Origin of the sequence: Pseudoalteromonas luteoviolacea, from assembly GCF_021654285.1 — a bacterium.
GTDB classification, from domain to species: Bacteria; Pseudomonadota; Gammaproteobacteria; order Enterobacterales; family Alteromonadaceae; genus Pseudoalteromonas; species Pseudoalteromonas luteoviolacea_J.
Genome location: NZ_JAKFZS010000022.1, coordinates 93,883 through 107,563 on the forward strand (window position 1 = coordinate 93,883; position 13,681 = coordinate 107,563).

A 13,681-nucleotide genomic window follows, 5' to 3' on the forward strand; every position below is an offset into this window, starting at 1 on the left:
AGTACTCATTGTACACCCTGAATCATGCACTGTTTGAAGCTGCTTCAGCGGCATTTAATTTACGTAAGTGCGGGGTGATAAACTGACTCAATAACAAAGAACATGCAGCCAGTGCAGCACCGAAATAAAACACCAATGATTGATCGTATAACCACACCACACCAAAGCTAGCAGGGATCACTACAGCGGCAATATGGTTGATGGTAAAGCTCACCCCAGCCGTTGCGGCAATGTCTTCAGGTCGCGCAATCTTCTGAAAATACGTCTTTAATGCAATGGCCATCGCAAAGAAAATATGGTCTACCACATATAACGCTGCCGCTAACTGTGCCGACTCCACCAGCGCATACCCGACAAAGACTAGGATCAAACCTATGTACTCAACCGTCAGTGCTTTTTGCTCGCCAATGCGCCCTATCCAACTGCCTATTTTTGGCGCCAAAAAGATATTAATGACGTGGTTAAGCATATATAACGCGGTAATTTCTGCGACGTCATAGCCAAACTTCTCGACCATCAAAAAGCCTGCAAACACCATAAAAATTTGTCGACGTGCGCCGGAGAAAAATACCAGCAAATAATACAGGCTGTATTCTTTGCGCAATATAAGCTTTTTATTCTGTGGTGACGCTGCCACAAACTGTCGATGCGTCATCGCCATAAATATCGTCACGGCAAGGCCTGCCCCACCAATGAGTAAGTACATCCATACATAGTCACTTTGCAACCAAGTAAAACCAACCCAGATCACCGCAAATGTTCCCAGCGCAGCCATTGATTTAATAGATAAAAGCTTGCCTAACTTCTCAGCAGCTTCATCTTTTTTAAACCATTGCAAGCTCAATGATTGATTGAGTGTTTCGAAATAATGAAAGCCAATCGACATCAGCACTGTGGTGGCATATAAGCCATAGATAGTCGGAAATAATCCGGTGATAGCCACCCCAATAGACAACACACACAGGCTTACCAAAGCAAAGGTTTGCTCTTTTAACACCAACAAGATAAACACCGCGGTAAAGGCAAGAAAGCCGGGAATTTCTCGTAAAGATTGCAACATTCCCATGTTTGCGCCAGTGAAGTCTGCCGCCTCCACCGCAAAGTTATTTAACATGGCAGTCCAACCAGAAAATGCCATTGCCATAACAATGGTAGCTAACACTAAAAAGCTCATTGGTGAGGGGGTAAACCGCCCAAATACTTGTTTTTCCATTTACTATCCTAAGCACATTGAGTGAAACGCCTGTCTAGTATATGCTCAATTAATGCTGGCCAAAATCCAAAAATATGACAGAGAATTTATCAAAACAGACAAATCAGCCATGGCTAAAAGTACAGTCTCGCTTTAAACGCACACAGCTAGGCAGACCGGTATTTCCCCGTGCCACGACCATGCCGGAGTGGGAACATGTTGAAGAGCATAGCCATAATTGGGGGCAGCTCACTTATATCAGTGACGGCGTCATGACCATTTTCACACCGCAAGGCAGCTTTGTGATCCCACCCCAGCAAGCACTGTGGATCCCACCAAATGTCGCACACGAAACCTATTGTCGTTATGGCGGACATTTTCGCAGTGTGTACATAGATCAAAAGTATCAATGCGTACTGGGTAGTCAGGCTAAATCTTTGGTTGTCGACCCGTTATTAAAAGCCATGATTTTGGAGATCTGTACTTGGTCTGATGATTACACTTTAGATGATAAAACCCTGCGCTTTGTCGAAGTCTTTATCGATCGCCTAGAGCAGGCCCCCACCAGCGACTTTTTTATTCCCAGAGCCCAAGACTCACGCTTACACCCAATTGTATCTGAGCTCTACGCCAATCCAGGCAGTCCACTCACGTTGGAGCAATGGGGGCAAACTGTCGGCGCATCAAGTCGCACATTAAATCGCTTATTTCACAAAAGCTTTGATATGGGATTTAGCCAATGGAAGCAAAAACTCAGGGCACTGCGCGCAGTAGAAATGCTGAACGCTGGACAATCTCAACAAGCCATTGCTCAGCAGTTAGGGTTTGAGTCTAGCAGCGCATTTAATACCGCATTTAAAAAAGTACTGGGTGTGCCACCCAAACAATACACAAAGGCCTAGTCACCAAAGTACAGTGTGCTTTTCTGTCAGATTTTGGTAACTTAAATGGATAAAAAACCACCACGCTGGTGTTCTGATAACCAAGCAAGGAATAGATATGCTGCGTTTTGTACTGCTCATCATTGGCTTTTTTCACTTACCTGCTTGGGCAGCCAAGTCTAATTTGCATCTGATGCCCTACCCGCACAGTATCACATTAGAAGAAGGAACATTTAACGCCAGCATGCCATTGCGTGTATACCTGCCAAACTTATCAAAACAACGCAACCAATATCTGAAGCGACAACTCAGAGATACCTTCAGTAACATACGCTTCACGCAAAAGATGGGCCGAGCTGATATCATTTTTGAAATCACGGGCACTTCAGCACTGCACCCGAGTATAAATCAAAACGAAAGTTATCAATTAGCCGTCACCCCCAAAGGCATCAAGATCCATGCTTCTCAATATTGGGGGATCAACTATGCGTTGCAAACACTCAGGCAATTAGCCTATCAGTTTCCAAGTCAGATCCCCGCGATGATCATTGATGATACGCCTCGATTTGCATGGCGAGGATTAATGATCGACAGTGCTCGACATTTTATCCCGCTCGATGATATTAAGCGCCAGATTGACGGCATGGTATCTGCCAAACTCAACGTTTTGCATTGGCACCTCACCGATGATCAAGGCTGGCGTTTTGCCAGTGTTAATTACCCAAAACTACAACAACTCGCCTCCGATGATCAGTACTACACCCAAGCTGAAATGGCTGAGATAGTTGCCTATGCCAGCGTCCGTGGGGTCCGTGTAATTCCTGAGATTGATTTACCCGGACACGCCTCTGCATTGGCTGTGGCTTACCCAGAATTCATGGCCAAGCCAGGTCCCTATACTATGGAGCGCGGTTGGGGTGTTTTTAAACCCTTACTCGATCCCAGTAACCCCAATACGAACGTATTCATTAAACATATCATCGAGGAACTTGCTGCTATTTTTCCTGATCCCTACGTACATATCGGGGGTGATGAAGTGGAACCTGATCATTGGCTAGAAAGCGAAGCGGTTTTGGCGTATATGCAAGCACAGGGACTCAATTCAGCCGTTGCATTACACAACCACTTCAACCTCAAAGTGCAATCACTACTGAGCGCCCACAACAAAGTGCTGATGGGCTGGGATGAGATCTTTCAACCAGCGCTTAACAATGCCGTGGTTATCCAATCTTGGCGCGGGTTTGACTCCCTAACCCAATTAACCAATGCAGGACATAAAGGCGTCCTGTCTGCGGGTTTTTACATCGACCAACCTCAGTACACCAGCTATCACTACCGCAATGATCCGATGCCACAAAAACCCATCACACAAGATGCCATCGATCACGATGCACAATGGCAGGCATGGCAATTTACCATCACTCGGCTCAAGGGCTCGCCAGTCACTGGTCACTTTGCGTTAGCGGCGAATAACAATAACAACCAAATTGGCTATGTGGCCATCAACGGCCGTCAATTAATTGCAATAGAGCAACTGGAAACACTCGCCAATGTCACTCGTTTTGACATTGATACTTGGATGGGCCCTGTGCGCTTTAGTTTTGTCAAAAACCAACCTGAACAAAGCCAAATATTGATAGGAAATACTCCCTATGAGCATGATATCAGCACACTATCTGACGTGCCTAAGCTAAACCCTACACAATTTGCAACCATGTCTAATGCAGAGGCGGCCAAGCGCATACTCGGTGGTGAGGCAACCATATGGACTGAGTTGGTTATGCCCTATAATCTTGATCTCAGAATTTGGCCAAGACTCTATGCAATCGCTGAACGACTCTGGTCACCCCAAAGCTTACAAGATGAGCAACAGATGTATCAGCGCTTAAAAACACTGGACCAGTTTGCTGTTCAACGTATTGGCCTCAAACATCAAGCTCAACACCAGCAGGGACTTGCAGCACTGAGTGTTCAAGGCGATGTTGACGCACTCAAACGCTTTAGCCAACTGGTCGAGCAAGCTCAGTATTACACCCGCCATCATGTCAAATATCAGCAAAACCTCTACCACCAGCTCGCCCCCTTAGCTGCCTTAGTTGATTTTCTCCCCGCAGAGAGCCTGTATTTGCGTCAGTGGCACCTGCACTTGCAAACAAACGACACGCCAACGCGTTATTTAACACTGCAAAATGCGTATCAAAGTTGGTTAGCGGATATCCCCAAACTCAAGACCACATTTGCGCAATCAAGTACTTTGGCAGCACTGCAGCCTATGCTGGCACAACACCAAAAAAGCATTCAACTTGGCCTGCAAGTGTTAACGTACTGCCAAAACCAATCACGCAGTGCTGATATCAATGCACTGCGTGCTGAGATTTGGCAACACACTCACCGTTACGGCGAGCTCATTTTAGCGGTGAATCATTTAACCGAATCCATATTAGATAGCTGCTTTATGCAACAAGGCGCGACGCCTTCGATAAACTAAATTTGGCGATTGAGCGTCAATTGTGCCGTGTACAGTGACCCTGTTTGATGTTTTACGCTCATATGCAGTAGCCACTGTGCTTCACCTACTTGCTTTGACCAAGCGCGAGTATCTTCTGTGCTGGCCGCTTGCCATCCTGCATTGGTCATTTGCTGGTTGAGCCATGAGAACAACGCTGAAGATTGAGTATTTTTTAAATCAAATGTGTAACCTTTATACCAATTTTGCTCATCGCCATAATGGAAAGTACGAGACGCCAAAGTGATACTTTCTGGTAAGTCATTAAACTCAGGCAGTATGCGGTCCGCCATTTTTCCGCGAATGTAACCCCCATTTGGCGTCCAATCATACTCAATTTTTGCCGCCACACTACGCGCAGAACGCATGCCATTCACTTTTGCTACCAAGGATAGTGCTCCATCAATACCAGAAGATAACCCCGCCGTAGTGAGCAATTTACCGTTATCAGTGAGTTTTTGATCTGTTGCCAACTTTACCAAAGGGTACTGCTGTGCAAAACTGTCGAACGCTTTTTCAATGGTCGTCGCATAAAGACCATTCAGCAATCCTGTATTGGCCAAAATGAACGCGCCATTGCACACAGACATCACATAATCTGCCTCGCGGCTTTGTGCCTTAATCCAATTTTGTACTTGTTCATCATTGATCAAAGCACCATTGATATTACCGCCAGGAATAAGCACCGCGTCAAACATTGTGTTGTTTGCAAAACTTTGCGCGGGTGTCACCTTTAACCCCATTGCTGTGGTGATTTCATTACCCGTCTTACTTACTGTCGTCAGTCTAAACCCTGCTTGACCGAACACCTCTATGGGCCCCACAAAATCAATGGCCTGTGCACCTTCAAATAACAAGACACCGACATGAAATGCATTTTCATCAGTCGAGTGGGCAGACCCTTTTATACAATACAAACACATTAACCATGCTAGGATTATTTTTTTCATTCGTTAACCTCTGCAGTAAAATTTTCGCGATATTGGGTCGGCGTTACGCCATACGCTTGGGTGAATTTTCGAGTTAATAACGGAGGTGAGCCAAATCCTGTCAACACGCTGATGTGGGCTATCGAGAGCTCAGATGTGCACAATAACCCCTTGGCTTTTTCCAACCTTAGACTTTGTACAAAGCGCATTGGGGATATCCCCATTTTCTCTGTAAAAACCCGCTGGAAATGTCGTGGGCTCAACGCAACTTGCTCAGCCAATATCTCAACAGATAACGGCTTATCGATATTGTCTTGTACAAATTCGATGGCACTTTGAAAGCGCTGTGACAAGGTCTGTTGCGCATTCAATAAACTAGAATACTGTCGTTGATCGCCGCTGCGCCTTACATACATCACCATATATTGTGCAACGCGTTGCGCCATCGCTGCGCCATGATCCTTTGCAATTAGGCTCAAAGCCAGATCAATACCCGCTGTAAGCCCGCCCGAAGAATACACTTCATCACTTTGAACAAAGAGTTTATCGGACACCACTTGCACACATGGAAATTGCGCCTCAAGCCGCTGCGAAAAATCCCAATGGGTTGCCAACGTGAGTGCACGCTGGGGCCAAAGCGCTGCAACAATAAATGCGCCTGTACAGATGCTCACAATGCGCTTGGCGCTTTGTGCCAGTCTACGTAACTGTGCCATCACGGCGTGATCATTGATGACACTTTGGCATCCTCGTCCGCCAATGATCACCAACACATCAAGCGTCTGACAATTTGTGATCGTGTCATCGGCTAACGTCTTCAAACCACTTTCAGCACGAATTGGCCTAATGTCATTCGCGAGCGTGACCAACTTATATACTTCTTTTGATAGTAGATCATTCACGGTCGAAAAAGCATCTAGTGGACCCGCTAAATCAACAGTTTGAAATTCATCGTAAATAAAAAAGCCCACAACGTGTGACATAAGGCACCTCCTAGGAAAAAGCATATCGCATTGCAAAAAGTCTTTTATGACTATAACTTATCTAAAAAGGACATACTTGGAAGAAGCGATAAAAGGTAACATCAGGCAAGTTGCCTTCATGTTCATACTTACTGACTCTGCACTCTGGTCATCACTTTGCAAATTAAGGCATGTTTAAAAAGTAAACTAATATTTACATTAAATATAAACATTTCATCAAAGATAGAAATTTATCACTTTAAAGACATACGCTTATAAAAAATAACACGTTACCCATTGAAATCATTTCAATCACATTTTTTATACATATCGCAACATTTAGTTGTATCTTAAATTTGTCTAACAAGTGAACAACATAGGTACAACATGAAAGGAACAACACACTTCATCAAAGGTGTAATGCGACACACACTGCTGGCCACAGGTATTGTGGCCAGTTTACCCGCACTAGCACTCGATGATATTCAGCCCAACATTGTTGGCGGTATCCCAGCGGATACCACTGAGTGGCCGTTTTACACACAAATACTCAGATCAAATGGTACCACGGCTTTTTGTGGTGGTAGTTACATCGGTGACGGTTATGTACTAACGGCTGCGCACTGTGTGCGTAACAGAACGGCGAGCGAACTAAATGTTAAGGTCGCCGGCTTTATCCTTGGCGGCAATGACGGTGATCGCATTGCAGTTGAGCAAGTGCATATGCACCCTAACTATAATAATTCAACACTACACAACGATATTGCTGTATTAAAGCTAACTCGAGTGCCAACACAGGGCGCGAGTGTCACACTTGCACAATCTTCTATAGATTATTACGCACGTGAAGGTGATTTACTTACTGTAGCCGGACTTGGTCGCTTGCAAGAAGGCGGTACACGTCCAACCAATTTATATGAAGTAGATGTTCCATTGGTTTCTGACGCGATATGTCGTCAAACTGGCGGTCATTACAGTAACGTTGGCGCCACTGAATTCTGCGCAGGCTACCCACAGGGTCAAAAAGACTCATGTAACGGCGACAGCGGCGGACCAATTGTAATTCAATCTGGTGGTCAAACAGTTCAACTAGGCATAGTAAGCTGGGGTGTAGGATGTGCTCGTCCAGAAAACTATGGTGTGTATGCGGATGTGGCAGTATACGACCAATGGATAGAGTCAATCAAAAATGGGACGGTTCCGGTACAGGTTGGCTATCAAGAGCAAACGACACTGGCTGATTTTGTTGTTGGTGATACGGTAAGGCATACCTTTACCATCACCAATACTGGTAGCCCGACATTTACCTTTAACCAGCTTAATGTTGCTGCATTAGGTGTCACGAGCAACTTGGTAACTACAGTAGATACGTGCTCTGCAAGTACACTCACCCAAAACCAAAATTGTAAGGTAAGCGTTGAATTTAGCGCAGCAACACCAGGCCTTGCACAAACCACGTTAACTTTTAAAGTGGACGGCAGCACAACCACCTATGTTGCGCGTGTTTTTGCTCCGGCAACAGATGGTTCCAACGTGTGCAATGGTACATGGGATGCAAATACCGTGTATGTCAGACCAGATCGCGTCACATACCGAGGTTCAGAATATGAAGCAAGGTATTGGACTCGTGGCGATATCCCAAGTGAATCAGGTCTTTATGGCGCTTGGAAACTAATCGGCAAGGATCCGACTTGCACTAAATAAGCAAAAATTTATCATGACAATCAAAGCCGTGCGTCTGGGTGCACGGCTTTTTTCGTATTACCTTCTCAGGTTGCCATCAATACTGACAGACAAACTGCCAACTGCCGTCACTTCCAGGTACTGAGCGCGTCCACCAGTTCGCTTCATACACGCTGCTTTGGTGACGAATACGCTGACCAGCAGCTGCATGGTCGCCATTCGGAAAATCAGGGTGTACAACGTATTGATTAGGATCGACCTGAATATCCGCGCATTGTGCTGGCTTATCCGGACCACCACTGCCATCGCACTGATAACTTGGCGCAATGCCCTGTGCAACCTCCCACTTAGCGGTCAATAAAGAATCAGGCCCATTTGTATCATGGGATAGCTCCCAATTCATGATGCCACCTGCGCTATCAAGCGCTAACTGAGTTTTTGCACGTATTGTTGGAATGCCATTGTAATATGAGGTGCCATCAGTATCACGACAAGCATTGGCAGCATCTTGTGCTACAAGCGTACGGTAAGCTTGCCATGTCGGGCGAGAATAAAAAGGCACACCCAAAACGGTTTTCTCTTTACTTAACCCGCGGCCTTGCCAATATGCTATCGAGTCCAATGCATACTGAAAGCTCGCATGATCCGCATTATTTGCGTCGTAAGCCATCAAGTTCAAGAAATCAACATCTTGGAATACCGACTCCAAAACACCACCCCCAGTGTAGCCTAAAGCAACGACTGCAGCGGTTAAAAACTTCCCTTTTGCTTTGAGCTCAACACTGAGTTCTTTCATCAACAGCGCATAATTATTGGCTGAGCTACCAGGGTCTGGATATTCCCAATCCATATCAACGCCATCTAACTGATGCAATTCAACAAAAGCCATTAGATTGCGAATAAATGTAGCACGGCCTTGTGCACTGCTGGCAAAAGTCTCAAACGCACTGTCATCCCCGCCGTTCCAACCGCCTACCGCAATCCCTACTTTTACGCCAGATGATTGCGCGGCACTCACTAGCTGTTTCATCTTCGCAAGATTTTCAAGTGGTTGTAATGAGCCATCAGCATTGGGCAGTAAGAAGGAGTAATTAATATGCGTCAGCTTATCAAATTGAATATCGGCAACTTGGCCTTGCCAGCTAGGAAAGTAACCTACAATCTTAAAACCACTGGGAGGCACAATAACATCGTCCGCGACAACCGTAATAATACGCTTGCCTGAGCTTGCCCGCCCATTTTCATCATCAACAACTTCAGCTTGGATCACATGCTCGCCCAAGCCTGTCGCTGTCCATGTTGCTTCATAAGGTGCTGTGTTGTCCGTCGCAATGACCACATCATCGACTTTGAAGTCCACATGTTTGATTGGCACATTCATTGGGTGACTCGCTGTCGCGTTAATGACAACTGGAGAAGCAATTATATGGCGGCTTTGATCCAATGGTGCATCAAGCTTCACAATAGGCAATGGCGCACCAATAGGGTCGCAGATCCCTTCCTTGCGCCATACGTTTTGTGGCTCAGAATACATCGCAGGGTCTTGATTTTGTGTCCACCACTTTGCGGTATATTTGGCAGCTAAATGCTGTACCTCCATACCGCCTGTATACACTTTTGTTGACTGCCACTTGCTTAATTGACTGCAGTCCAGTGCCATCGTTGGCACACAGATGAGGCCTAATGCGGCCATGACTGCTAAATTGAGTGTTTTCATACCTTTATTTCCATGTTGTTAGCCAGCGTTTGATGGCGAGCTCTGGCTGGCTGTTATCCAATATTAAACCCGCCCGCTTTCAGAGTAACAAACTGTACAAAAATCACCCACACCCGATTGCAACTCACAACTTGAAAGATTGTAATGTTTCACGGGTCTAAGCTATGAAGTAGAAACGGTATGAAAGGAATTAAGAATAATATAACAAGCATAGATCAGGGAAGTGTATTGCCTTTCCAGAAGCTGCGGTGCAATTTACGTAAGTACACAGAAAGCGTGGCACTATGGATAACATTATTTAGCTTGCCCGAGTTGGCGGTAACGGGATACCAATTGTGATATTTGCAGATGTAATTCATCAATCGCTTGATCAATACGAACGCGTTGTGAAGATGAGAACTTATCTTTACGCAATAAAAAGTGCACTTCATTATCATGGACTGAATAGTCCCAAATATAGATCGGTTTATCACTCCATTTTTGGCTAAGATAGTTACCAACGATTTCATCTTCAATAATAAAATCAACACGCTGCTTAGCCAGCAACTCAATGCGCCGTTGAATGGTTGAAATACCAATAAATTGATTGCCAAATCGTTCTTGATTGGCAAGAGACTTAATCTCTTCCCCATAATAAGAGCCAATGCTCAAACCAATTGTTGCCTCTGAACTGAGCAGAGCCATTAAAGAATATACTGACTCTGGCGGTTTTAGGGAAAATAGCCGCATTCTTTCTGTGCGATAAGGCTGGGTAAAGTAGCCCCACTGTTTACGCTTAAAGGTATAACTGACCATCAACACAACATCGACAACGCCCTTTGTTAACTGTGCAAAGCTGCGAGCAGCTGATGGCAAACGAACGAACTCAACACACATACCTGCACGTTCGAATACTAATTTAGCAATATCTATATCTAGGCCTTGCGCCACACCTTCTTCGGTGACGCTAGTCAATGGAGGCCAGCCAGCAACCACTCCCACTTTAGCGTTGGTTTCACATACTGAATTGATTTTATCCACTGAGCGCTGAGCCGCCGATACATGCCAACTGGCTATCAGCGCAACAAGACTTATCAAGCAATATATTCGCACAGACGCCTAACTAATTACACAATCATCATTTAAGTGTAGCTGCTAAAATAGGTCTTTCTCGATTAATCAATACGCTACTATAAAACAGCGTGTTCATTACTAAAAACTAAACACTTTAATCCGCCTTGCGGGTCAATGTCTTCAAATACCGCCGGATTCTCAAGACGCTCTATAAACGTCATCGAAGGCGCTTCCCTGTGCATTTCATCAATTAAGAACTGGCTTTGCACTGTAGGATCATTCACACAAGCAAGCACTGTTGCACCAGGGTAAAGTAACTCGGGAAGTTTACGTAATATGCGCTGATAATCTTTCGTCAGTGCAAAACTGCCCTTTTGAAATGTCGGAGGGTCAATGATCACCAGATCATACGGACCAAACTTGCGCAATTTACCCCAAGATTTAAATAAGTCATGTCCTAAGAAAGAAACATTGTCTAATGCATGATCATTGAGTTGATGATTACGCCTGCCTTGATTCAGCGCCGCTTTTGCCATATCCAAGTTAACCACCTGCTTGGCCCCGCCAGCCACTGCAGCCACTGAAAAGCCACAAGTGTAGGCAAATAAATTAAGCACTTTTTTGTTTTCGCTTTGCTTCTTCACCCAATCGCGGCCATTACGCATATCAAAAAACAATCCCGTATTTTGTTTTTTACCAAGTGATAACTCAAACTTTAAGCCGTTTTCTGTGACTACCACTTGCTCATCAAGGCGACCAAATAATATCTCTACAGCGTTATCTACACGGTACCTATGCTGGATGAAGACACATGTAAGTTGCTTTTGAGCAACATCACTATGGATCAAAGTGTTTAAGCAGTCACGAAGACCTTCCATCCAAGCATCACCCTGCTCCTTAAATACAGTGCACATAATTTGACCTGACAAGAAATCAATAGAGAGCTGTTCTAACGATGGATAGCAGCGGCCTCTGCCGTGAAAAAGGCGTACAGCCTCATTGGGGAGTTCTGTTAGTTGTGAAAAAACTTGCTGAATGGGGGAAAAATCAAATTGCATAGCGACATCGATAAGATAAGAAACAAAATGTAATTGTACTCAACTCAGCTCGATTGCCAATGAGAATTGAAAGAACATCCAAATAGTTACGACATGGTTAAAAATTATTTACATTATTAGAAAGGTAATGTAGGTTACTATTTGTGCATTGAAGCACATAACAATCCCCTCCATTTAGCAGAATAATATGTAAAAATACTTTGAAAGCTAAATTGAGCACCAAAAATAAAAACAGGAATTTCATCATGCGTTTAAAGCTATCAAAAAAATCTGTCAAATCTCTTTCGATCCAGCGTCCTATCGATGCAAAGCAAACTCCACACATTGCGGGTGGTTATTTAGGCACTTGGACTTGCCCTGGTTCTCAGCCTTGCCAAGATAAGTTTGAATAATTACGAATAAGAGAAAAAGGCGACTATATATCGCCTTTTCTGCACTAATATACTTTTTTGGTTTTTCATATCACAAGCTGAAATATTAGCTACCCGTATTATTTTACTGTACACCGACAAGTGGCACGCGTACTCTTCACTCTTTGACTATTTTGCTACTGAGAGTAAGTTCATGAGTACCGCATTTTCTCGCCGTTTTGTGACCCTAGTTGAGCAATTTTCTGGCGGTAATAAACGTCAGTTTGCCGAATTAACTGGTAAATCTCCCTCACATATTTATCGTATTTGCCAAGGGCTGGGTCGCCCATCAATGGCATACCTTGAACACTTATACAGTTTATTCTCCGTGGATTTAAATTGGTTACTTACCGGTGAACAAGCTACTGATGCGCCTACTCAACATAATCAAGATGATCTACTCGTGGTACCTAAATTGGACGTAGAAGCCAGTGCGGGCTTTGGTGCCATTAATGGCCAAGAAGACATCACAGAGCAATTTGCGCTGAATAAACGTTGGTTACAATCACAGCTAGGAGTTCATAGCGACCGCTTGGCTTTTGTTTCTGTACGTGGTGATAGTATGCGACCGACCTTAGAGCATGGCGATATGGTACTGGTTGATTTAAGCCAACAACAACCAAGTAAGACTGGTGTCTATATCATTCAAACCCAAGATGGCTTGATGGCCAAGAGGCTTCAACAAAAATCAGATCATATCGAAGTGATCAGTGATAACCCTGATTATCCAAGCTGGCAAATCAACTCCCAAAATGCAGAGCATCACGGCATAGCTGGGCGCATTGTTTGGTGTGGACGTAGTTTGTAACAGCTCCCGCGTATTTTCACATCCAAGGCGTTTTGGTGGCTGTATAACAGGCCACCTTTTCTTATCTCCCTTCCACCTCTGATAAAAACACCATATTAAAACGTGAAGGCTCAATGGTGTAATGCAACAATATAATGACAAACCGCTTAAATTATTTTTCTGCAAGTAAAGTGCAAAAGGTTAGCGACAACGAACGAAGTGAGAGCGCTCTTTTTGCGCAAGGTGAATATCGTGCAAAATGCAACGACAGCGAGCGGAGCGAGTTCGCTTCTTTTGCGCAAGGTGAAATGAGCCGTTTTGACCTCTGATGAGGGACTGTATGTATTTAAAAGGAGTAAAGGGCAAAACCTGTGAAGGATGCTCCCTTCACCTTGCGCTAATTCGTCTCTTTATCAATGTGCATGACCTCTACAACTTTCGAGACGATTTAGCACGAAAAAACCCGTCGCATTTCTGCAACGGGTTTGACGCACATGGATGTG

At 44.6% G+C, this 13,681-nt stretch carries 12 protein-coding genes; 6 read left to right on the forward strand and 6 right to left on the reverse strand.

Annotated elements, in window-relative coordinates; translation table 11 throughout:
- Positions 1 to 22 precede the first annotated feature (22 nt).
- Positions 23 to 1,213: an MFS transporter gene (locus tag L1077_RS19245; RefSeq protein ID WP_237138545.1), complete on the reverse strand. Its 1,191-nt coding sequence runs from the start codon at positions 1,211 to 1,213 to the stop codon at positions 23 to 25.
- Positions 1,214 to 1,287: 74 nt separating this feature from the next.
- Here L1077_RS19245 and L1077_RS19250 point away from each other — a divergent pair, with 74 nt between their 5' ends.
- The gene (locus L1077_RS19250; RefSeq protein ID WP_237138546.1) at positions 1,288 to 2,094 is read left to right on the forward strand and encodes an AraC family transcriptional regulator; all 807 of its coding nucleotides are present in this window, start codon (positions 1,288 to 1,290) and stop codon (positions 2,092 to 2,094) included.
- A 97-nt stretch (positions 2,095 to 2,191) separates the two neighbouring features.
- On the forward strand, positions 2,192 to 4,561 hold the full coding sequence (locus L1077_RS19255) for a family 20 glycosylhydrolase (RefSeq protein WP_237138547.1): 2,370 nt from the start codon (positions 2,192 to 2,194) through the stop codon (positions 4,559 to 4,561).
- Here L1077_RS19255 and L1077_RS19260 read toward each other — a convergent pair.
- Together L1077_RS19260 and L1077_RS19265 are read right to left on the reverse strand one after the other, a co-directional pair.
- Positions 4,558 to 5,529, reverse strand: a complete 972-nt coding sequence (locus tag L1077_RS19260; RefSeq protein WP_237138548.1) for a DJ-1/PfpI family protein — start codon at positions 5,527 to 5,529, stop codon at positions 4,558 to 4,560. The genes L1077_RS19255 and L1077_RS19260 overlap by 4 nt on opposite strands.
- Complete coding sequence (locus L1077_RS19265; RefSeq protein WP_237138549.1) at positions 5,526 to 6,491, reverse strand: GlxA family transcriptional regulator; 966 nt, start codon at positions 6,489 to 6,491, stop codon at positions 5,526 to 5,528. The genes L1077_RS19260 and L1077_RS19265 overlap by 4 nt, the downstream gene beginning before the upstream one ends.
- A 366-nt stretch (positions 6,492 to 6,857) precedes the next feature.
- On the opposite strand from L1077_RS19265, the gene L1077_RS19270 reads away from it, so the two are divergent.
- Positions 6,858 to 8,174 carry a trypsin-like serine protease gene (locus L1077_RS19270; RefSeq protein WP_237138550.1) on the forward strand — a complete coding sequence of 439 codons (1,317 nt, stop codon included), beginning with the start codon at positions 6,858 to 6,860 and terminating at the stop codon, positions 8,172 to 8,174.
- A gap of 76 nt (positions 8,175 to 8,250) precedes the next feature.
- On the opposite strand, the gene L1077_RS19275 is transcribed toward L1077_RS19270, so the two are convergent.
- The 3 genes from L1077_RS19275 to L1077_RS19285 all read right to left on the reverse strand — a co-directional run bounded on the left by L1077_RS19275 (position 8,251) and on the right by L1077_RS19285 (position 11,981).
- On the reverse strand, positions 8,251 to 9,870 hold the full coding sequence (locus L1077_RS19275) for a glycosyl hydrolase family 18 protein (protein WP_237138551.1): 1,620 nt from the start codon (positions 9,868 to 9,870) through the stop codon (positions 8,251 to 8,253).
- 294 nt (positions 9,871 to 10,164) lie between these two features.
- On the reverse strand, positions 10,165 to 10,962 hold the full coding sequence (locus tag L1077_RS19280) for a substrate-binding periplasmic protein (RefSeq protein ID WP_081216425.1): 798 nt from the start codon (positions 10,960 to 10,962) through the stop codon (positions 10,165 to 10,167).
- 77 nt (positions 10,963 to 11,039) lie between these two features.
- Complete coding sequence (locus tag L1077_RS19285; RefSeq protein ID WP_237138552.1) at positions 11,040 to 11,981, reverse strand: class I SAM-dependent methyltransferase; 942 nt, start codon at positions 11,979 to 11,981, stop codon at positions 11,040 to 11,042.
- Between the two features lie 245 nt (positions 11,982 to 12,226).
- Here L1077_RS19285 and L1077_RS19290 point away from each other — a divergent pair, with 245 nt between their 5' ends.
- From L1077_RS19290 to L1077_RS19300, 3 genes are all read left to right on the forward strand, one after another.
- Positions 12,227 to 12,373, forward strand: coding sequence for a hypothetical protein (locus tag L1077_RS19290; RefSeq protein WP_155731996.1), 147 nt, complete (start codon positions 12,227 to 12,229; stop codon positions 12,371 to 12,373).
- Positions 12,374 to 12,545: 172 nt separating this feature from the next.
- Positions 12,546 to 13,199 carry an XRE family transcriptional regulator gene (locus L1077_RS19295; protein ID WP_237138553.1) on the forward strand — a complete coding sequence of 218 codons (654 nt, stop codon included), beginning with the start codon at positions 12,546 to 12,548 and terminating at the stop codon, positions 13,197 to 13,199.
- A 134-nt stretch (positions 13,200 to 13,333) separates the two neighbouring features.
- On the forward strand, positions 13,334 to 13,507 hold the full coding sequence (locus L1077_RS19300) for a hypothetical protein (RefSeq protein ID WP_237138554.1): 174 nt from the start codon (positions 13,334 to 13,336) through the stop codon (positions 13,505 to 13,507).
- The last annotated feature ends 174 nt before the right edge of the window (positions 13,508 to 13,681 follow it).

Excerpts from the sequence above, each read along its gene's own strand:
- L1077_RS19245 (WP_237138545.1), bottom strand. The coding sequence starts at position 1,213 with ATGGAAAAACAAGTATTTGGGCGGTTTACCCCCTCACCAATGAGCTTT.
- L1077_RS19250 (WP_237138546.1), top strand. The coding sequence starts at position 1,288 with ATGACAGAGAATTTATCAAAACAGACAAATCAGCCATGGCTAAAAGTA.
- L1077_RS19255 (WP_237138547.1), top strand. The coding sequence starts at position 2,192 with ATGCTGCGTTTTGTACTGCTCATCATTGGCTTTTTTCACTTACCTGCT.
- L1077_RS19260 (WP_237138548.1), bottom strand. The coding sequence starts at position 5,529 with ATGAAAAAAATAATCCTAGCATGGTTAATGTGTTTGTATTGTATAAAA.
- L1077_RS19265 (WP_237138549.1), bottom strand. The coding sequence starts at position 6,491 with ATGTCACACGTTGTGGGCTTTTTTATTTACGATGAATTTCAAACTGTT.
- L1077_RS19270 (WP_237138550.1), top strand. The coding sequence starts at position 6,858 with ATGAAAGGAACAACACACTTCATCAAAGGTGTAATGCGACACACACTG.
- L1077_RS19275 (WP_237138551.1), bottom strand. The coding sequence starts at position 9,870 with ATGAAAACACTCAATTTAGCAGTCATGGCCGCATTAGGCCTCATCTGT.
- L1077_RS19285 (WP_237138552.1), bottom strand. The coding sequence starts at position 11,981 with ATGCAATTTGATTTTTCCCCCATTCAGCAAGTTTTTTCACAACTAACA.
- L1077_RS19290 (WP_155731996.1), top strand. The coding sequence starts at position 12,227 with ATGCGTTTAAAGCTATCAAAAAAATCTGTCAAATCTCTTTCGATCCAG.
- L1077_RS19295 (WP_237138553.1), top strand. The coding sequence starts at position 12,546 with ATGAGTACCGCATTTTCTCGCCGTTTTGTGACCCTAGTTGAGCAATTT.
- L1077_RS19300 (WP_237138554.1), top strand. The coding sequence starts at position 13,334 with ATGACAAACCGCTTAAATTATTTTTCTGCAAGTAAAGTGCAAAAGGTT.